This window comes from Kitasatospora sp. NPDC049285, assembly GCF_040678815.1.
GTDB lineage: Bacteria > Actinomycetota > Actinomycetes > Streptomycetales > Streptomycetaceae > Kitasatospora.
In genome coordinates this window covers 88,746-107,321 of record NZ_JBFAQR010000010.1, presented here as the reverse complement: position 1 = coordinate 107,321, position 18,576 = coordinate 88,746, and the positions used below count along the sequence as shown (strand labels likewise).

Below are 18,576 nucleotides of genomic sequence, written 5' to 3'. Positions count from 1 at the left end.
CCCGCCGCCGGTGCTCGACCGGCGGCGGGCGTCGGCGTTCCGCCGCCGGGTCGGCCGCCCGGTCAGAAGCCGTGCGGCAGCCAGGGCTCCAGCGCCGACCGGAAGGCCGCCGAGACGCCCTCCAGCGCCCCCGGGCGCAGCTCGGTCACCAGGCCTGCCGAGGCGAGCGCCGCCAGCGAGCCGCCGCCCAGGTAGACCGCCCCCAACTCCCGGACGTCCAGCTCCAGTTCGGCCGCCTCCTCGGTGCGGACGCAGACCGCCGAGCGGCCCGGGCCCGCGGTCAGCCGCCAGCGCCCGGCGTTCCACGGGCAGAACGCGTCGGTCACCTCCAGCACCACGTCCACCGACTGCGCGTACCCGCGGGCCGTCAGCGCCGCCGGCAGGTCCACCAGGCGGACGAACATCGCGTCCTCCAGCCGCGGCCGCAGCCGCCGGACGTCCGACACCAGGTGCAGCAGCGGATCGTCCACCGGCAGGCTGCGCACCTCCACCCGCTCGGTCAGGTCCTGGTCCAGCAGGTACTCCCACAGCCGGGCGGACACCCCCGAGTGCGCGGCCACCACCGAGCGGACCCGCACCACGCCGACCGGGCTGCCGTCCCGCCAGTCGCCCTTCACCGCGTACCGGGCGTAGCCCAGCAGTTCGCCGGTGGCCGGGTCCTCGGCCAGCACGCACTGCAGCGGGGAGTAGCCGCCGCGGGACGCCGGGGCGTCCAGCACGCCCACCCGGTCCCAGCCCGGCGCGCGCACCAGGGTGCCCGGGCGGCGGGTGGCGAGCGCGGCGTACAGCTCCTCGCAGCGCGCGAGTTCGGCCACCGGGTCGGCCAGCCGCAGCGCCGCGGCCGGGCCCGGCGGGACGTGCACCCGCACCCGGCCGCGCTCCAGCTCCACCGCCACCTTGCGGGTCGCCTGCCCGTAGCCGAACCGGCCGTAGATCGGCGGCTCCGAGGCGGTCAGCACCGCCAGCGGCTCACCGGCCGCCCGCACGTCGTCCAGCTGACGGCGCATCAGCGCAGTCAGCGCGCCGCGCCGCCGGTGCGTCGGCAGCACGCCCACCATGGTCACCCCCGCCGCCGGGACCACCGCACCGCCCGGCACCACCACCCGGAAGGTGAACGCCCCGCCGCCGCCGACCGTCCGCTCGCCCTCGCAGATCGACAGCGAGCGCTCCACCTCGGTCAACTCCCGCCACAGCGACCGCTCCTCGGGCGGCTCCTGGTCCCCGCCGAAGGCCACCTCCAGGTTCCGGTACCACTCCTCCCACTCCTCGGCGCGCAACGGCCGGACGGTCAGCTCGGGGTGTCGAATCGTCATGTACCCCTCCTATCACCCGATCCGGGCGATGGCGACGGAATTGCGGACGTGCCACCGGCCCGGCCGCCCCGGCGCCCGCCCTGCCGCCGGGTGGCCGCACCCCGGCCGCCCGGCGGCCGAAACCCGCCCGCGGCGCGCGGCCCGGCGCGCCCGGGCCGCCCACCCCGTCGACGCGCGCACCGCCGGTGGATAAGGTCGGACCCCATGGCCGACAGCACGCGGACGAGTGCGACGGGCCGCCCGGCCGCCAAGGCGGCCCGCGAGCCCGTGACGGCCCGGTGGCGCGCGGCGCTGTACCGGGCCCGACGCAGGCTGCGCCGAACCGGGGTGGACTACTTCCGCGGCGACGGCGCCGACTGGTGGGCCTTCGCGCTGCTCGCGCTGGCCGTCCCGCTGCTGGTCATGCTGAACGTCTGGATCCCCAACTGGTGCCCGCCCACCGCCCTGGTGCTGCCGATCCTGGCCGGCGCCCTGCTGCTGCGCCCCGGCACCCTGGTGCTGCTGTACGCGGTCGCGGCCGGCGGGCTGATCACCGAGTCCCTGGTGCACACCGGGGAGCGGACCGCGGCCGACAACCCCGACGCCTACATCTACGGGGTCACCCCCGGCGCGGCCCTGGTGGTCGGCGCGGTCGGCGTCGCCGGGCTGCTGGTCGCCCAGTTCCGCCGCCGGGTCGGCGTGCCGTGGCGCGGCGGCTCCACCATGCTCTTCGACCTGCGCGAGCGGATCCGGGTGCAGGGCCGCGTCCCCCGGCTCCCGGAGGGCTGGCACGCCGACATGGCGCTGCGCCCGGCCGGCGGCCAGTCCTTCTCCGGCGACTTCATGGTGGCCGCCCGCACCGGCCCCGGCGGCCGGGTGCTGGAGGCGGTGCTCGCCGACGTCTCCGGCAAGGGCATGGACGCCGGCAGCCGGGCCCTGCTGCTGTCCGGCGCCTTCGGCGGCCTGCTCGGCTCGCTGCCCGCCCACGACTTCCTGCCCGCCGCCAACGGCTACCTGCTCCGCCAGGACTGGGAGGAGGGCTTCGCCACCGCCGTCCACCTGGTGCTCGACCTGGACACCGGCGAGTACGAGCTGCTGTCGGCCGGCCACCTGCCCGGCATGCACCGCCTCGCCGGCGCCGGCCACTGGGAGGTCAAGCAGGCCGAGGGCCCGCTGCTCGGGGTGTACGACGGCGCCAAGTTCGAAGGGGTGCGCGGCACCCTCGGCCCCGGTGACCTGCTGCTGATGTGCACCGACGGCATGGTGGAGATCCCCGGCCGCGACCTCGCCGAGGGCATGGACCGGCTGATGGGCGAGGCGGACCGGCTGGTGGCCACCGCCCCGGTGGCCGGGCGCTCCGGCGCCGCGGTCCGGCTCATCGACACCGTCGCCAAGCACGTCAACGACGACCGCGCCGTGCTGCTGGTCTGGCGTCGCTGACTCCCGCCCGCGCCGGTCGGCGCACCGTGCGGGAGGCGCTCGCGGGCTGTCCACGGAGTGTCAACCCGGGACGTTGATCTTCGGCCAATTCTCCTGCGGCACCCGGGGAATGGATCACCTGCGGGTCTGCCTGCCGGTTTGCCGGGAGAGCCCCCGCAGTCCGCCGCCCGCCGACGGTCCGTCAAGGCCGGTCCGCTATGGTCACGGTCGGCGAAAATCAGTCTCATCGCGCGGGTTGCGGCGCCGGGCTTGTGGGCAAGTCCTTTACGCAGTCCGCACGAACGACCACACTGAGTCCGGATGGGCTGGTGGGGACACGGGGGGTTGGGGCCGGTTTCCGCCTGGAGCCATCTCCGGTTCCGACACGAGTCCCCGCCATGAACCGAGGAAGTGAGTCCGGGTGGCCTTCTCCGTCTCCGCGCTGGTCCTGTTCGGCATCGTCTGCGCCATCTTCATCCGCAACAAGCAGCTGAAGAGCGGGCACTTCATCGTCGCCGCGCTGTTCGGCTTCATGCTGAGCCAGTCGACCGCGGCCGGTCCGATCCAGCAGTTCCTCAACTCGGTCGCCAAAGCCATCTCCTCGATCGCGGGTTGACGCACCGTCGGCTCCCGGGGGGAACACCGCGACGGACGGGGAGGCGCCCCGCGCCGTCGCACCGGCCTGCCCGCGGGTGACCAGGGTCACCCGTTCCGTCACTCCGCGTCCGCACCGCACTGCGGAGGGTGCCCGAAATCGCCCCGCGTAGAGGGTTCGTAGGCACACCGTCATGATCCCGTGCGCGGACCGCAGCAGGCCGCTCGGCAGAGCGTGACCTGTCGATCCGTCAGCCCCTTCCCGATCTTGGGAACGGGGCTTTTCGGCGCTTGCCAGCCTCCTGACCCGTGGGTTTTGCTTCCTCAGCAGCCCGGCAATGGTCCGGGTGGGCCACCGAGCGGAACGCCTAGTCCTGCCGCCGTCCGGTGCCGACCAGATACCCAGTCACGGCAGGAGCGGGGGAACCACAGGTAAGTCGCCGGACCCGGAACACGGGCCCCGGCTCGGGGTGAAGCCGCGCTTGCGGCCGGGCAACTCTCGCCCGAACCCGACAGCTCACCTCGTAGGCGTCGGAGAGGAATGCTCATGTCCGTCAAGGGCAAGCACCGCAAGCCGCGTATGACCACCCTCGTCCGTATCGCCATCGCCACCGGCGTCGCCGGCGCCGCGGTCGGCCTCCCGGTGACCGCCGCTTCCGCGCACGTCACCACCGACCACCAGGACAACGGCCGCCAGTGGGCCCAGGTCTCGGTGGACGCCACCCCGGTCGCCGACACCGCCGCCGCCGCGCCGCAGGCCGCTCCGGCCGCCGCCGCGCACGACTACAAGGTCGTCTCCGGCGACACCCTGTCGAAGATCGCCACCGCCCAGAAGGTGGACGGCGGCTGGCAGAAGCTGTACCAGGACAACCGCTCGGTCATCGGCGGCAACCCGAACCTGATCTACCCGGGCCAGCAGCTCACCGTCAACGGCAAGGCCGCGGAGACCGCCGCCGCGCCGAAGACCGAGCAGGCCGCCCCGAAGGCCGAGCAGGCCCCGAAGGCGTCCAGCAACGACACCGCCAAGGCGTCCGGCTCCACCAAGTCGACCACCTCCGCGGCGAAGTCGACCACCTCCACCGCCAAGACCGTGCAGGCCGCCCCCAAGGCGTCCACCTCCTCGGTGGCCTCCTCCGGCTACGTCGCGCCGGCCCCCGGCAGCGTCACCACCGGTTACAAGGTGGCGGGCTCCAACTGGGCCAGCGGCTACCACACCGGCATCGACTTCCCGGTCTCCACCGGCACCAGCCTCAAGGCGATCGCCGCGGGCACCGTGGTCTCCGCCGGCAACGGTGGCGCCTACGGCAACCAGGTCATCATCAAGCTGGCCGACGGCAAGTACGCCCAGTACGCCCACCTCTCCTCGATCTCCGTCTCGGCCGGCCAGTCCGTGACGGCGGGTCAGCAGATCGGCCTGTCCGGCGCCACCGGCAACGTGACCGGCCCGCACCTGCACTTCGAGATCCGCACCACCCCGGACTACGGCTCCGACATCGACCCGGTCGCCTACCTGGCCGCCCACGGCGTCAACGTCTGATCCCCGCAGTAACCGTCGAAGGCCCCGCGCAGCGTTGCGCGGGGCCTTCGGGCTGCCGGGCGGAAACACCGACGGCCCGAGCGGAAACGCAGACGGCCCCAACTGCGGGTGCAGTCGGGGCCGTCGGGCTGTGGAGCGGGTGACGAGAATCGAACTCGCGTGACCAGTTTGGAAGACTGGGGCTCTACCATTGAGCTACACCCGCGTAGGCGTACCCGCACCGCCGTGGCGGTGGTGAGGACTGGCCTAGCGTACCTGGTCGGGGCCGCGGAATGCACACCGCTTTGCCGCCGTCGGCTCGCGGATTTCGCTCCGGTCGGGGGCGGGCCGACGTGTACTCTTCTGCTCGGCACCACGGGGTGTGGCGCAGGTTGGTAGCGCGTCCGCTTTGGGAGCGGAAGGCCGTCGGTTCGAATCCGGTCACCCCGACCGTGTGCGGCAGGGTCTCGTCCGGCGGGCGGGGCCCTGTTGTCGTCTTCCGCTTTTCCGGAACGCCGCCGGTGCCGGGCACAGTCGCTTTCGTGGTACCGGTAGGATGGACCGCTGGCGGTAGTACGGACAGCAATGCAGCCCCAACCGCCTATCGCCCTGACCGCAAGCCCCTAGGAGACCTAACCGTGAAGAGCGCCGTCGAGACTCTGAACCCGACCCGGGTTCGACTCACCGTCGAGGTGCCCTTCGAGGAGCTCAAGCCCAGCCTCGACGCGGCGTACAAGAAGATCAACCAGCAGGTCACCGTACCGGGCTTCCGTAAGGGCAAGATCCCGAACAAGGTGATCGACCAGCGGTTCGGCCGTGGCGCCGTGCTGGAGGAGGCCGTCAACGACGCGCTTCCGCGCTTCTACACGCAGGCCGTCGACGAGGGCCAGATCGACGTGCTGGGCCAGCCGGACATCACCGGCATCGAGGGTGTCGAGAACCTGGCGGACGGCGGTGACCTCAAGTTCGTCGCCGAGGTCGACGTGCGCCCCGAGGTCACCCTGCCCGACTTCACCGAGATCGCCGTCGTCGTCGACCCGATCGAGGTCAGCGACGAGGACATCGAGAAGTCGCTGGAGCAGCTCCGCGAGCGTTTCTCCTCGGTCAAGGACGTCGAGCGCGCCGCCGCCGAGGGCGACGTCGTGGTGATCGACCTGGAGGCCAAGGTCGACGGTGAGGTGCCGGACGACGGCACCGCCACCGGCGTGAGCTACGAGATCGGCTCCGGTCGTCTGCTGGACGGCATCGACGAGGCCGTGATCGGCCTGTCCGCCGGTGAGTCCAAGACCTTCACCAGCGCCCTCAAGGGTGGCAGCCAGACCGGCCAGGACGCCGAGGTCACGGTCACCGTGACCGCCGTCCAGGAGAAGGAACTCCCGGAGCTGGACGACGAGTTCGCGCAGCTGGCGAGCGAGTTCGACACCCTGGAGGAGCTGCGCGGGGACTCCCGCAAGCGCCTTGAGCGGATGAAGGAGTTCGACCAGGCCACCCAGGCCCAGGAGAAGGTCCTCGACGAGCTGCTCGGCCGGGTCGAGATGGACTACCCGGAGAAGCTCCTCCAGGACGAGATCGGCACCCGCAAGCACAACCTCGAGCACCACCAGCTGGAGCCGATGGGCCTGACCCTCGACACCTACCTGGCCTCCCAGGACAAGTCCCGCGAGGACTACGACGCGGAGACCGAGGAGCAGGCGAAGAAGGGCATCAAGACCCAGTTCGTGCTGGACCAGATCGTCAAGAACGAGGAGCTGGGCGTCAACCAGGAGGAGCTCACCGAGCACCTCATCCGCCGCGCCGCCGGCTCGGGCCTGACCCCGGACCAGTTCGCGCAGCAGGTCGTCCAGGGCGGCCAGGTGCAGCTCCTGGTCGGCGAGGTCGCCCGCGGCAAGGCGCTGGCCCTGGTGGTCGAGGCCGCCAAGGTCACCGACACCAACGGTGAGACCGTCTCCTTCGAGGACGACGAGGACGAGGCCGCCGACGAGACCGTCGAGGCCGCCGCCGAGGAGTCCGCGGAGGCCTGAGCTCCGCACTAGCGGGCGTCAGCCGACGCCGCGTCAGCCGGGAACGGGCCCGGGCACCGCACGGTGCCCGGGCCCGTTCGCGTTCCCGTGCTCACCCTGCGCTCACAGCGAACAGTTCTGCGTGGGGGATTCAGCGGCCGGGCCCGGGCGTTAGGGTCCATAGACAGCGACACCCAAAGCAGATCGACTGAGCAGGTGGCTAAGTGACGTTCCCGCAGATGCAGATGCCTGGACTGATGGCGCCGCACGCCGCCGCCGGCGACGTGCTCGGCGGCCTGGGCGACCAGGTCTACAACCGGCTGCTCAACGAGCGCATCATCTTCCTCGGCCAGCAGGTCGACGACGACATCGCCAACAAGATCACCGCCCAGCTGCTGCTGCTCGCGGCTGACCCCGAGAAGGACATCTACCTCTACATCAACTCCCCGGGTGGATCGATCTCGGCGGGCATGGCGATCTACGACACCATGCAGTACATCAAGAACGACGTGGTCACCATCGCGATGGGCATGGCCGCCTCGATGGGTCAGTTCCTGCTGACCGCGGGTGCGAAGGGCAAGCGCTTCTCGCTGCCGAACGCCAACATCCTGATGCACCAGCCCTCCGCGGGCCTCGGCGGCTCGGCCACCGACATCCGGATCCAGGCCGAGCAGCTGCTGCGCACCAAGAAGCGGATGTCGGAGCTGATCGCCCACCACAGTGGCCAGTCCTTCGAGCAGATCACCGCGGACTCCGACCGTGACCGCTGGTTCACGCCGGAGGAGGCCAAGGCCTACGGCCTGATCGACGACATCATGCACAGCGCCGCGGACGTCCCCGGTGGCGGCGGCACCGGCGCCGGCCTGGCCGGCTGACCGGCATCGGAACCCAGACCGCACGCTTCGGAGGACCAGAGAACATGAACATCCCCAGCCTGTCCGGTGCCAAGGCCCGCCTGGAGGACATGCGGGCCGAGGGCCGCTACATCGTCCCGCGGTTCGTCGAGCGCACCTCGCAGGGCATCCGGGAGTACGACCCGTACGCCAAGCTGTTCGAGGAGCGCATCATCTTCCTCGGCTCGCAGGTGGACGACGTCTCCGCGAACGACATCATGGCGCAGCTGATCTGCCTGGAGTCGATGGACCCGGACCGCGACATCTCGGTCTACATCAACTCCCCGGGCGGCTCGTTCACCGCGCTGACCGCGATCTACGACACCATGCAGTTCGTGAAGCCGGACATCCAGACCGTCTGCATGGGCCAGGCCGCCTCGGCCGCCGCGGTGATCCTGGCGGCGGGCTCCCCCGGCAAGCGGATGGCGCTGCCGAACGCCCGCATCCTGATCCACCAGCCGTACACCGAGACCGGCCGCGGCCAGGTGTCCGACCTGGAGATCCAGGCCAACGAGATCTTCCGGATGCGCGCGCAGCTGGAGGAGATGCTGGCCAAGCACTCCAACAAGGACGTGACCCAGGTCCGCGACGACATCGAGCGCGACAAGATCCTCACCGCCGAGGAAGCGCTGGAGTACGGCCTGATCGACCAGATCATCTCGACCCGGAAGACCTCGTACGGCGAGTGATCCACCGCCCCGCGACGGCGCGTACGTGACGTACGCCCCGTCGCGGGGCGTTCCGGTCGGGGCGTCCGCCCCGGCACAATGACTTGACGGGTCATGCACCCGCGACGGCATCTGTTCGGTATCAATTCGCCCAGGGCGTACGGCAGAGCTGTCGAAGTCGGCGGAAACCGCGGCTCGGCAGAGTACCGTCGGATACCGGGACCGACCGCCGACGGCGGGGCCGGTCCACAGCACCAGGCCCCGACCCCCGCGGGGCCCCTGGCGAAGGGGAAGCACCTCGTGGCACGCATCGGAGACGGTGGCGACCTGCTCAAGTGCTCGTTCTGCGGCAAGTCGCAGAAGCAGGTGAAGAAGCTGATCGCCGGGCCAGGCGTGTACATCTGCGACGAGTGCATCGACCTGTGCAACGAGATCATCGAGGAGGAGCTCGCCGAGAGCTCCGAGGTGCGCTTCGAGGAGCTGCCGAAGCCCCGCGAGATCTACGAGTTCCTCGACCAGTACGTGGTCGGCCAGGACCTCGCCAAGAAGGCGCTGTCGGTCGCGGTCTACAACCACTACAAGCGGGTGCAGGCGGGCGAGACCGGCCGCGCCGGCAACGGCCGGGACGACGCGATCGAGCTGGCCAAGTCCAACATCCTGCTGCTCGGCCCGACCGGCTCCGGCAAGACGCTGCTCGCGCAGACCCTGGCCCGGATGCTGAACGTGCCGTTCGCGATCGCCGACGCCACCGCGCTGACCGAGGCCGGGTACGTCGGCGAGGACGTCGAGAACATCCTGCTGAAGCTGATCCAGGCGGCCGACTACGACGTCAAGAAGGCCGAGACCGGGATCATCTACATCGACGAGATCGACAAGGTGGCCCGCAAGAGCGAGAACCCGTCGATCACCCGGGACGTCTCCGGCGAGGGCGTGCAGCAGGCGCTGCTGAAGATCCTGGAGGGCACCACCGCCTCGGTGCCGCCGCAGGGGGGCCGCAAGCACCCGCACCAGGAGTTCATCCAGATCGACACCACCAACGTGCTGTTCATCGTCGGCGGTGCGTTCGCCGGCCTCGAGCGGATCATCGAGGGCCGGGCCGGCGCGAAGGGCATCGGCTTCGGCGCCACCATCCGCTCCAAGCGCGAGCAGGACGCCTCCGACCACTTCCGCCAGGTGATGCCGGAGGACCTGGTGAAGTTCGGGATGATCCCGGAGTTCATCGGCCGCCTCCCGGTCATCACCAGCGTGCACAACCTGGACCGCGAGGCGCTGCTGCAGATCCTCACCGAGCCGAAGAACGCGCTCGTGAAGCAGTACCGCAAGCTCTTCGAACTCGACGGCGTGGAGCTGGAGTTCACCCGGGACGCGCTGGAGGCGATCGCCGACCAGGCGATCCTGCGCGGCACCGGCGCGCGCGGGCTGCGGGCCATCATGGAGGAGGTGCTGATGTCCGTGATGTACGAGGTGCCGTCCCGGCAGGACGTCGCCCGCGTGGTGGTCACCGGCGACGTGGTCTCCAAGCACGCCATCCCGACCCTGGTGCCGCGCGACATGATCAAGCGCGAGCGTCGGGAGAAGAGCGCCTGACGCTCCGTCAAGGCTTCAACGGAAGGGCCCCGCACCGGAGTTCGGTGCGGGGCCCGTTCTGTTGCCGGGTGCCGGAGGTTACTTGGGGATCTCCGAGATGCCGCGCAGCTCGCGCGCGTCGGCGGCGATCTGGTCCAGCGAGACCGCGGTGGAGGCGTCGAACTCCATCAGCATCATCACCGAGGAGCCGTCGGCCCAGGCGCAGAAGCCGACCTTCTCGCCGCCGGTCTCCGTGGTGCCGCAGGACATCCGGCCGCCCAGCGGGCCCGGGTCGACGTCCTTGCGGTCGGTGATCGCCGCGCCGCCCGAGGTGGCGCCGGTGAAGACCGCGTCGACCTGCTTGGACGGCAGCAGCACGTTGCCGTAGGCGCCGGCCACGATGGCGGCCTTCTCGTTGTCCGCCGAGTGGTAGATGGAGCTGACCACCTCGGTCGGCGTCCACGCCGAGTCGCCCTTGCTGAAGTCCGACTGCAGCTCGTTGGCGAGCTCCTTGGCGGAGTCCTCGTTGGGGTCGCGGGTCATGCTGTGGAAGGTCTCCGGCAGCACGACCTTGTTCTTGCCGGTCTTCGAGGCGGTGTCGTAGATGAAGTAGCCGAGCAGGCCGCCGCCGAGCAGGATCACGCCGGCCACGCAACCGAGCACGATCCACAGCGCCTTGCGGGACTTCTTCGGCGGGGCCGGGTAGCCGGGCGGGAACCCGCCGGGGGCGCCGGCCGGGAACGCCTGCGGCGGGACCTGGCCGCCGCCCCAGGGCTGCTGCGGCTGGGCCGGCGCCTGCTGCGGGTAGCCGTAGCCGGCCTGCGGGGGCACGCCGGCCGGGGCCTGCGGCTGCGGCGGGCCGAAGCCGGGCTGCGGCGGACCGAACTGGTTGTCGGACACGGAGAACTCCGATTCGCGCGAAAAGTGGTGAGGTGAAGGGGTGTGAACGACGCTGCGGCGGTGGCTACTTGGGGGCCACCACGGCGTCCCGGAACTGCCGGGTGCGGTCGGCCGCCTGGGTCTGGGTGATCGGCTGCGGGGTGCCGGTGGCGCTCATCGTCACGAACGCGACGGTGCCGAAGGTGGAGTGGCTGGCCCACATGCACACCGGCATCTCCACCACGCCGGAGGTGGCCACGCCGCACTGCAGCTTGGCGCCCGGGTCGGTGGGGTCGTTGGCGGCGACGTCGGTCGGCTGCTTCTTCCAGGTCAACTTGCCCGCGGTACCGGCGGCCTGGGACTGGGTGGCCTGGTCGGAGGCGGTCTTCAGCATCGCGCCGGGGTCGTTGACGGTGCCCCAGCCACCGCCGAAGCTGATCATGTCGGTCGGCGTCTTCTGGTACAGCGCGCCGAGCGAGCCCTCCAGGGTAGCCAGGCCGTCGGTGCCGTTCACCGCGCCCTTGTCCGAGGACGACTTCTTGGTGTAGCCGGCCACCGTGTCCGGAGCGGTCAGCTTGTACTTGCCGCCGGTACCGGAACCGGGACCGGACGAGCCGTCACTCAGCGCGTAGTACCCGACGCCGCCGAGCACCGCGAGCACCACCACCGCGACGATCGCGATCAGCGGACCCTTGCCGCTCTTCGCCGGCGCCGGCGGCTGGTAGCCGTACCCGGGCTGCTGCGGGGCGCCGCCCCAGGGCTGCTGCGCGGGCGGCTGCTGCTGCGGGTAGCCGTAACCGGGCTGCGGCTGCTGGCCGTACGGCGGCTGCCCGGCGGGTGGCGGGGTGCCGTAGCCGGGCTGCTGCGGGGGCTGGCCGTACGGCTGCTGCGGGGGCGCGCCCCACTGCTGCTGGCCGGGCGGCTGCTGCGGCGGTGCGCCGTACGGAGGTTGCTGCGCGCCGTACGGCTGCTGCGGCTGCCCCTGCGGATACGGTTGTCCCTGCCCCTGGCCGTACATGCGCTTCGTCTCCCCCGCCGCTGACTCGCGCGGCCCCGGTCTCGTCGAGTATTCGGGCACGGTACCGTACGCCCCCCACGGGCCGCCCGAGTGGTCCGGGCACTATCGGTTCGTAACCGCGGCCCGGCCTTCCGTAAACTGTCCGTCGTGACCGACACGACGAACCAGCGCCCCGCGAATTCCTACCCCGGGGACGACGCAGCCACCCTCCCGACGACCTACGCTCCGGCCGACGTAGAGGGCGAGCTGTACGAGCGCTGGGTAGAGCGCGGTTACTTCACGGCGGACGCGAAGAGCGAGAAGCCGGCGTACACCATCGTCATCCCGCCGCCGAACGTCACCGGCGCGCTGCACCTCGGCCACGCCTTCCAGCACACGCTGATGGACGCCCTCACCCGCCGCAAGCGGATGCTGGGCTTCGAGGCGCTGTGGCTCCCCGGCATGGACCACGCGGGCATCGCCACCCAGAACAAGGTGGAGCAGCAGCTCGCCGAGTCCGGCCTGTCCCGGCACGACCTGGGCCGCGAGGCCTTCGTCGACAAGGTCTGGGAGTGGAAGGAGAACTACGGCGGCCGGATCCTCGGCCAGATGCGCCGCCTCGGTGACGGCGTCGACTGGTCCCGCGAGCGCTTCACCATGGACGAGGGCCTGTCGCAGGCCGTCCAGACCATCTTCAAGAAGCTCTTCGACGACGGCCTGATCTACCGCGCCGAACGCATCATCAACTGGTGCCCGCGCTGCCTGACCGCGCTCTCCGACATCGAGGTCGAGCACGAGAACGTCCCCGGGGAGCTGGTCTCGATCCGCTACGGCGACGGCGACGACTCGATCGTGGTCGCCACCACCCGCGCCGAGACCCTGCTGGGCGACACCGCGGTGGCCGTCCACCCGTCCGACGAGCGCTACGCGCACCTGGTCGGACGGACCATCAAGCTGCCGCTGACGGACCGTGAGATCCCGGTCATCGCCGACGAGCACGTCGACCCGGAGTTCGGCACCGGCGCCGTCAAGGTGACGCCCGCGCACGACCCGAACGACTTCGCCATCGGCCAGCGGCACAACCTGCCGAACCTGACGGTGATGGACGAGCGCGGCGCCATCACGGTGCACGGGCCGTTCCTCGGCCTGGACCGGCACGACGCGCGCGCCGCCGTGGTCGGCGCGCTGCGCGAGCAGGGGCGCATCGTCGCCGAGAAGCGCCCCTACGAGCACGCCGTCGGCCACTGCTCGCGCTGCAAGACCGTGGTCGAGCCGCGGCTGTCGCTGCAGTGGTGGGTCAAGGTCGAGCCGCTGGCCAAGGCCGCGGGCGACGCGGTCCGCGACGGCCGGGTCCAGATCCACCCGAAGGAGCTGGAGCGCCGCTACTTCGACTGGGTCGACAACATGTACGACTGGTGCATCTCGCGCCAGCTCTGGTGGGGCCACCGGATCCCGGTCTGGTACGGCCCGAACGGCGAGGTCGTCTGCGTCGGACCGGACGAGCAGCCGCCCACCGGCGAGGGCTGGGTGCAGGACCCGGACGTCCTGGACACCTGGTTCTCCTCCGGTCTGTGGCCGTTCTCCACCCTGGGCTGGCCGGAGCAGACCGCGGACCTGGAGAAGTTCTACCCGACCGACGTGCTGCTGACCGGCCACGACATCATCTTCTTCTGGGTCGCCCGGATGATGATGTTCGGCCTGTACGCGATGGACGGCCAGGCACCGTTCAAGACGGTCGCGCTGACCGGCCTGGTCCGCGACGAGTTCGGCAAGAAGATGTCGAAGTCCTCCGGCACCGCCGTCGACCCGCTGGACTGGATGGACGCCTACGGTGCGGACGCCGTCCGCTTCACGCTGGCCCGCGGCGCCAACCCCGGTGCGGACGTGCCGATCGGCGAGGACTGGGTCAAGGGCTCGCGGAACTTCTGCAACAAGATCTGGAACGCCACCCGCTTCGCGCTGATGAACGGCGCCACCGTGCAGGGCCCGCTGCCCGCGCCGGAGGAGCTCACCGCCGCGGACCGCTGGATCCTGTCCCGGCTGAACGCCACGGTGGCCGAGGTCGACGCCCTCTACGAGGACTTCGAGTTCGCCAAGGTCTCCGACACGCTGTTCCACTTCGCCTGGGACGAGGTCTTCGACTGGTACGTCGAGCTCTCCAAGACCACCCTGGGCAAGGGCGGCGCGCAGGCCGACAACGCCCGCCGGGTCCTCGGCGAGGTGCTGGACGTGACGCTGCGTCTGCTGCACCCGATCGTCCCGTTCGTCACCGACGCGCTGTGGACGGCGCTCACCGGCGCCGAGTCGGTGGTCGTCGCCGAGTGGCCGAAGGACTCCGGCTACCGGGACGCCGACGCCGAGTCGGAGATCGCCCTGCTGCAGCAGGTGGTGACCGAGGTCCGCCGGTTCCGCAACGACCAGGGCCTGCGCGACACCCAGAAGGTCCCGGCGCAGCTGGAGTTGGCCGGCACCCGGCTCGCGGTGCACGAGGCGGCGATCCGTTCGCTGCTGCGGCTGACCGAGCCGGCGGAGGGCTTCCACGCCACCGCCTCGCTGCCGGTCGCCGGGGCCACCGTGTCGCTCGACCTGTCCGGCACCATCGACGTCCCGGCCGAGCGCAAGCGCCTGCAGAAGGACCTCGCGGCCGCCGAGAAGGAGAAGGCGCAGACCTCCGCCAAGCTCGGCAACGAGGCCTTCCTGGCCAAGGCGCCGGACGACGTGGTGGCGAAGATCCGCACCCGGCAGGAGGCCGCGGAGGCCGACATCGTCCGGATCACCGCGCAGCTCGCCGCGCTGCCGCAGGGCTGACGCACCGTCGGTCGTCGAGGGCCGTCGCTCCCACCGGGGGGCGGCGGCCCTCCGCCTTTCTTTTGAAGGCGGGACCCGAGTTCTTTCGCAGCGGCTATTCGGCGTGCATTCCGGGGCAATTGCGCGGGCAAACTCCATTGGGCCGCATTCCGTTGTCGCTCCCGCCGCGTTCAGCGACCTTCGCAGTTCAGATGTGTACGGTGGACGGAAGTTCCCATTCGGGCGGGGCGACGAACGGAGGGCACGCACATGGTGGTGACCAGGGAGTTGGCCGACGAACTGCCGATGGAAGAGGTGGAGGCGGCCAAGGCCCGGGCGGCGACGCTGCTGCTGGCATTCCGGCACGGAAACCAGCTCGCCTTCGACACCGAGCTGGATCTGCTGCTCGCCGAGCACGCCGAGCGGGAGGTGGCCACCCTGCTGGTGTGGATCGCCGCCGAGGCGGTGCGCAAGGCGTACGCGCCCGAGGTCGCCGACCGGGTGCTGCGCGGACTGGCCCGGCGCGCCCCGCTGGACAGCTCCCAGGTCGCGGTGGACGAGGAGGCCGCCGGCGCCGCCCAGTTGCTGGAGGCGGTGGCCGCCGGGGACGTCGCCACCGTGCGGGCGCTGGTGGCGAGCACCGCCGACACCACCTACCTGCTGGGCGGCCTGGTGCAGGCGGTCGCGATGATGCTGCCGCTGCTGCCGGAGGGCGAGGCGGAGGAGGTCGCCGCGGAACTGCGCCGGCGGCACGGCGGGCGGCTGCCCACCCCCCGCGCCACCTACTGACGGATCGTCACTGCTGAGTCGGGCGCCGCCGGTCGGCGGTCGGGCCCGGCAGGGCGTCGGCGCTCCTGCCGGGCCGGCGCCGGTTACGGCATGGCGTGCAGGTGGGAGCCGATGGTGGTGGCGACCGGGTTGCCCGCCGAGGCGTCCCAGTTGGTGGACCAGGTCATCGCGCCGCCGATGCCCGGCCAGGTCCGGCTGGGCTTGAAGGTGCCGCAGTTGGTGCCGGCGGCCAGGCAGTCCAGCGCCGCGTTGACGGTCGCCGGGCTGGTGTAGCCGCCGCCCGCCGCACTGGTGGAGGCGGGCACGCCCAGGCCGACCTGGCCCGGGTCGAGGCCGCCCTGGAGCTGGATGCAGGCCAGCGCGGTGAGGAAGTTCTCGGTGCCCTGGGCGTAGACGTTGCCGTCGCAGCCGAGCATCGTGCCGCTGTTGTAGTACTGCATGTTGACGATGGTGAGGATGTCCTTGGTGGCCAGCGCCAGCTTGAAGTACTCGCCGCCGGTGGACTGCATGTCGATGGTCTGCGGGGCCATGGTCAGGACGAAGCCGGAGCCGACCTTGCTCGCCAGCGAGTGCAGCGCCTGCGACATGTAGGTGGAGTTGACGCCGTTCTCCAGGTCGATGTCGACGCCGTCGAAGCCGTAGGTCTGGATCAGGCTGTAGGCGGAGTCGGCGAAGTTGGTCGCGGCGGCGGAACTGGCCACCGAGATCGTGCCGTTCTGGCCGCCGACCGAGACGATCACCTTCTTGCCGGCCGCCCGCTTCGCCGCGATGTCGGCCTTGAACTGGGCCTCGGTGTAGCCGTTCAGCTTGGACGACAGCGTGGAGTCCAGGGTGAAGCCGATCGCGCCCTGGGTGCTGGTGGCGTCCGCGAAGGCCACCGCGATGATGTCGTACGCGGCCGGGACGTCACTGATCCGCTGCGGGGTGGCGCCGTTGTAGAAGTTCTGCCAGTAGCCGGTCAGCCGGTGCTTCCCGGGAGGCGGCGGGGGAGTGGTCGGCGAGCTGCTGGGCGAGGTCGAGACGGAGGGCGACGGGGAGGGCGAGGTGGACGTGGAGGTGGACGGCCGCGGCGAGGAGGCGGTGGCCGAGGGGCTGGGCGAGCCGCTGCCCGGGCCGACCAGGGAGACCTTGTCCACCAGGTAGGCGGCCTGGCCGTACCAGCCGTGGAACCACACCGAGACCGAGGTGGTCGAGGCGCCGGTGGTGAAGGTGGTGGTCAGCGTCGACCAGCCGGTGCCGCTGGTCCAGGTGGACGGGTCGGTGCCGCCGGTGCCGGTGGCCCCGAGGAAGGTGTAGGGGCCCTGCACCACCGCGGTCAGCGTGTAGGTGGAGTTGGGGAGCACGGCGACCTGCTGGGTGCAGCCGGCGTAGTCCTGGCCGGCCGGGGTGCCCTGCAGGTCCCAGCCGGTGCCGGAGTTGTTCACCGCGGCGACGGTCGGGCCGCAGACCCACGGGCTGATGTGGTTGCCGGCGCTGAAGTCGCCGTTCTGGATCACGTCCACGTTGGCGGCCGTGGCCGTCCCGGTGCCTGCCATCAGCAGGCCGACCAGGGCGAGGACGACGGACAGCAGCCCGGCGAGCAGGGTCCGCTGGGTGCGGGGTCGGTGATGTGGTGCACGCATGCCATCTCCATGTGGGGGAGTGTCGATGGGTGGTGCGGTGCGGGGAGCGGTGGGGGAGCGACTCACACGGTGGAGTAGACCAATTCCGGTGTCAAGAGGGCCCGTTGAGGGTTGGCGCGCGCACGGTCGGGTACGGCCGCCGGTCGGTCTTAGACTTGCGGGGTGAGCGACAAGGCCGAGCCCAACCCCTACACCGTCCGCCCCGCCGAAGCCGGCGGGACCGACTCCGAACTGCGCGCCGTCGAGGCCGAGCTGGCCGGCCGCTGGCCGGAGAACAAGCTGGAGCCCTCGCTGACGCGGATCGAGGCGCTGATGGACATCCTCGGCCAGCCGCAGCGCGCCTATCCCTCGATCCACATCACCGGCACCAACGGCAAGACGTCCACCGCGCGGATGGTCGAGCAGCTGCTCGGCTCCTTCGAACTGCGCACCGGCCGCTACACCTCGCCGCACGTGGAGTCGGTCACCGAGCGGATCAGCCTGGACGGCGCGCCGATCAGCCCGGAGAAGTTCGTCGAGACGTACCGCGACATCGAGCCCTACGTGCAGATGGTGGACGCGGCGCAGCCGGTCGCGATGTCCTTCTTCGAGGTGCTCACCGGCATGGCCTACGCCGCCTTCGCCGACGCGCCGGTGGACGTCGCGGTGGTCGAGGTCGGCATGGGCGGCTCCTGGGACGCCACCAACGTGATCGACGCCCAGGTCTCGGTGATCACCCCGATCGGCCTGGACCACACCGACAAGCTCGGCGACACCACCGGCAAGATCGCGGTGGAGAAGTCCGGGATCGTCAAGGCCGGCGCGCTCGCCGTGGTCGCCCAGCAGCCGCTGGACGCCGCCGAGACCATCCTGCGCCGCGCCGTCGAGGTGGAGGCCACCGTCGCCCGCGAGGGCATGGAGTTCGGCGTGATCCGCCGCGAGGTCGCGGTCGGCGGACAGCTGGTCACCCTGCGCGGCCTCGGCGGCCACGAGTACCAGGACCTCTTCCTGCCGCTGCACGGCGACTACCAGGCGCACAACGCGGCGCTCGCGCTGGCGGCCGTGGAGGCGTTCTTCGGCGTCGGCCAGGGCGGCGCCGAGCACCTGGACGAGGACAAGGTCCGGATCGCGTTCTCCGGCGTCTCCTCGCCGGGCCGCCTGGAGGTGGTCCGGCGCAGCCCCACCGTGATCCTGGACGCCGCGCACAACCCGCACGGCGCGCAGGCCACGGTCGCCGCGCTCGGCGAGGCGTTCGGCTTCACCAAGCTGGTCGGCGTGATCGCCACCAGCGGCGACAAGGACGTCTCCGGGTTCCTGGAGGCCTTCGAGCCGGTGCTCGCCGAGGTGGTCATCACCCAGAACTCCACCCACCGGGCGATGCCGGTCGACCGGCTCGCCGCGCTCGCGGTGGAGGTCTTCGGCGAGGACCGGGTCCAGGTCGAGCCCCGCCTCGACGACGCCATCGACGCCGCGGTCACCCTCGCCGAGGAGGAGGACCTCGGCGGCGCCGGTGTCCTGGTCACCGGCTCCGTCATCACGGTGGGCGAGGCGCGCCTACTGTTCGGAAGGAAGTAA

The 18,576-nt window shown here is 71.2% G+C and carries 14 protein-coding genes, 2 tRNA genes and 1 riboswitch; of the genes, 11 read left to right on the top strand and 5 right to left on the bottom strand.

The annotated features are described in order from the left end of the window. Positions 1 to 62 precede the first annotated feature (62 nt). A complete protein-coding gene (locus tag AB0K51_RS10150; RefSeq protein ID WP_363452602.1) occupies positions 63 to 1,313 on the bottom strand; it encodes a GNAT family N-acetyltransferase in 1,251 nt (416 codons plus the stop codon). A 204-nt stretch (positions 1,314 to 1,517) separates the two neighbouring features. Here AB0K51_RS10150 and AB0K51_RS10145 point away from each other — a divergent pair, with 204 nt between their 5' ends. From AB0K51_RS10145 to AB0K51_RS10135, 3 genes are all read left to right on the top strand, one after another. Next, positions 1,518 to 2,732: a PP2C family protein-serine/threonine phosphatase gene (locus AB0K51_RS10145; RefSeq protein WP_363452600.1), complete on the top strand. Its 1,215-nt coding sequence runs from the start codon at positions 1,518 to 1,520 to the stop codon at positions 2,730 to 2,732. Between the two features lie 400 nt (positions 2,733 to 3,132). Beyond that, entirely contained in the window at positions 3,133 to 3,327 is a 195-nt protein-coding gene (locus tag AB0K51_RS10140) for a hypothetical protein (protein ID WP_363452598.1), read from the top strand. A 367-nt stretch (positions 3,328 to 3,694) separates the two neighbouring features. Continuing rightward, positions 3,695 to 3,851: riboswitch (cyclic di-AMP (ydaO/yuaA leader) on the top strand. Position 3,852: 1 nt separating this feature from the next. Beyond that, positions 3,853 to 4,842 (top strand): peptidoglycan DD-metalloendopeptidase family protein, encoded by a 990-nt coding sequence (locus AB0K51_RS10135; RefSeq protein WP_363452596.1) that lies wholly within the window; start codon positions 3,853 to 3,855, stop codon positions 4,840 to 4,842. A 131-nt stretch (positions 4,843 to 4,973) separates the two neighbouring features. Here the strand turns inward: AB0K51_RS10135 and AB0K51_RS10130 are convergent. Beyond that, positions 4,974 to 5,047, bottom strand: a tRNA-Gly gene (locus AB0K51_RS10130). Positions 5,048 to 5,197: 150 nt separating this feature from the next. Between AB0K51_RS10130 and AB0K51_RS10125 the strand changes: the two genes are divergently transcribed. The 5 genes from AB0K51_RS10125 to clpX all read left to right on the top strand — a co-directional run bounded on the left by AB0K51_RS10125 (position 5,198) and on the right by clpX (position 9,969). Further along, positions 5,198 to 5,271: transfer RNA gene (locus tag AB0K51_RS10125), tRNA-Pro, on the top strand. 188 nt (positions 5,272 to 5,459) lie between these two features. Continuing rightward, on the top strand, positions 5,460 to 6,842 hold the full coding sequence (gene tig / locus AB0K51_RS10120) for a trigger factor (RefSeq protein WP_363452594.1): 1,383 nt from the start codon (positions 5,460 to 5,462) through the stop codon (positions 6,840 to 6,842). 218 nt (positions 6,843 to 7,060) lie between these two features. Then, the gene (locus AB0K51_RS10115; protein WP_363452592.1) at positions 7,061 to 7,696 is read left to right on the top strand and encodes an ATP-dependent Clp protease proteolytic subunit; all 636 of its coding nucleotides are present in this window, start codon (positions 7,061 to 7,063) and stop codon (positions 7,694 to 7,696) included. A gap of 44 nt (positions 7,697 to 7,740) precedes the next feature. Continuing rightward, positions 7,741 to 8,403, top strand: coding sequence for an ATP-dependent Clp protease proteolytic subunit (locus AB0K51_RS10110; protein ID WP_363452591.1), 663 nt, complete (start codon positions 7,741 to 7,743; stop codon positions 8,401 to 8,403). A gap of 279 nt (positions 8,404 to 8,682) precedes the next feature. Continuing rightward, entirely contained in the window at positions 8,683 to 9,969 is a 1,287-nt protein-coding gene (gene clpX / locus AB0K51_RS10105; RefSeq protein ID WP_363452590.1) for an ATP-dependent Clp protease ATP-binding subunit ClpX, read from the top strand. Positions 9,970 to 10,047: 78 nt separating this feature from the next. Here the strand turns inward: clpX and AB0K51_RS10100 are convergent, their stop codons facing one another. After that, positions 10,048 to 10,848 carry a hypothetical protein gene (locus AB0K51_RS10100; RefSeq protein WP_363452588.1) on the bottom strand — a complete coding sequence of 267 codons (801 nt, stop codon included), beginning with the start codon at positions 10,846 to 10,848 and terminating at the stop codon, positions 10,048 to 10,050. A gap of 64 nt (positions 10,849 to 10,912) precedes the next feature. Next, positions 10,913 to 11,845, bottom strand: coding sequence for a hypothetical protein (locus AB0K51_RS10095; RefSeq protein ID WP_363452586.1), 933 nt, complete (start codon positions 11,843 to 11,845; stop codon positions 10,913 to 10,915). 147 nt (positions 11,846 to 11,992) lie between these two features. Between AB0K51_RS10095 and AB0K51_RS10090 the strand changes: the two genes are divergently transcribed. Both AB0K51_RS10090 and AB0K51_RS10085 read left to right on the top strand, forming a co-directional pair. Continuing rightward, the gene (locus AB0K51_RS10090; protein ID WP_363452584.1) at positions 11,993 to 14,632 is read left to right on the top strand and encodes a valine--tRNA ligase; all 2,640 of its coding nucleotides are present in this window, start codon (positions 11,993 to 11,995) and stop codon (positions 14,630 to 14,632) included. Between the two features lie 249 nt (positions 14,633 to 14,881). Further along, positions 14,882 to 15,400 carry a hypothetical protein gene (locus AB0K51_RS10085; protein ID WP_363452582.1) on the top strand — a complete coding sequence of 173 codons (519 nt, stop codon included), beginning with the start codon at positions 14,882 to 14,884 and terminating at the stop codon, positions 15,398 to 15,400. Between the two features lie 83 nt (positions 15,401 to 15,483). Here AB0K51_RS10085 and AB0K51_RS10080 read toward each other — a convergent pair whose 3' ends face one another. Further along, a complete protein-coding gene (locus AB0K51_RS10080; RefSeq protein ID WP_363452579.1) occupies positions 15,484 to 17,022 on the bottom strand; it encodes a chitinase in 1,539 nt (512 codons plus the stop codon). A 162-nt stretch (positions 17,023 to 17,184) separates the two neighbouring features. On the opposite strand from AB0K51_RS10080, the gene AB0K51_RS10075 reads away from it, so the two are divergent. Continuing rightward, a complete protein-coding gene (locus AB0K51_RS10075; RefSeq protein WP_363452577.1) occupies positions 17,185 to 18,576 on the top strand; it encodes a folylpolyglutamate synthase/dihydrofolate synthase family protein in 1,392 nt (463 codons plus the stop codon).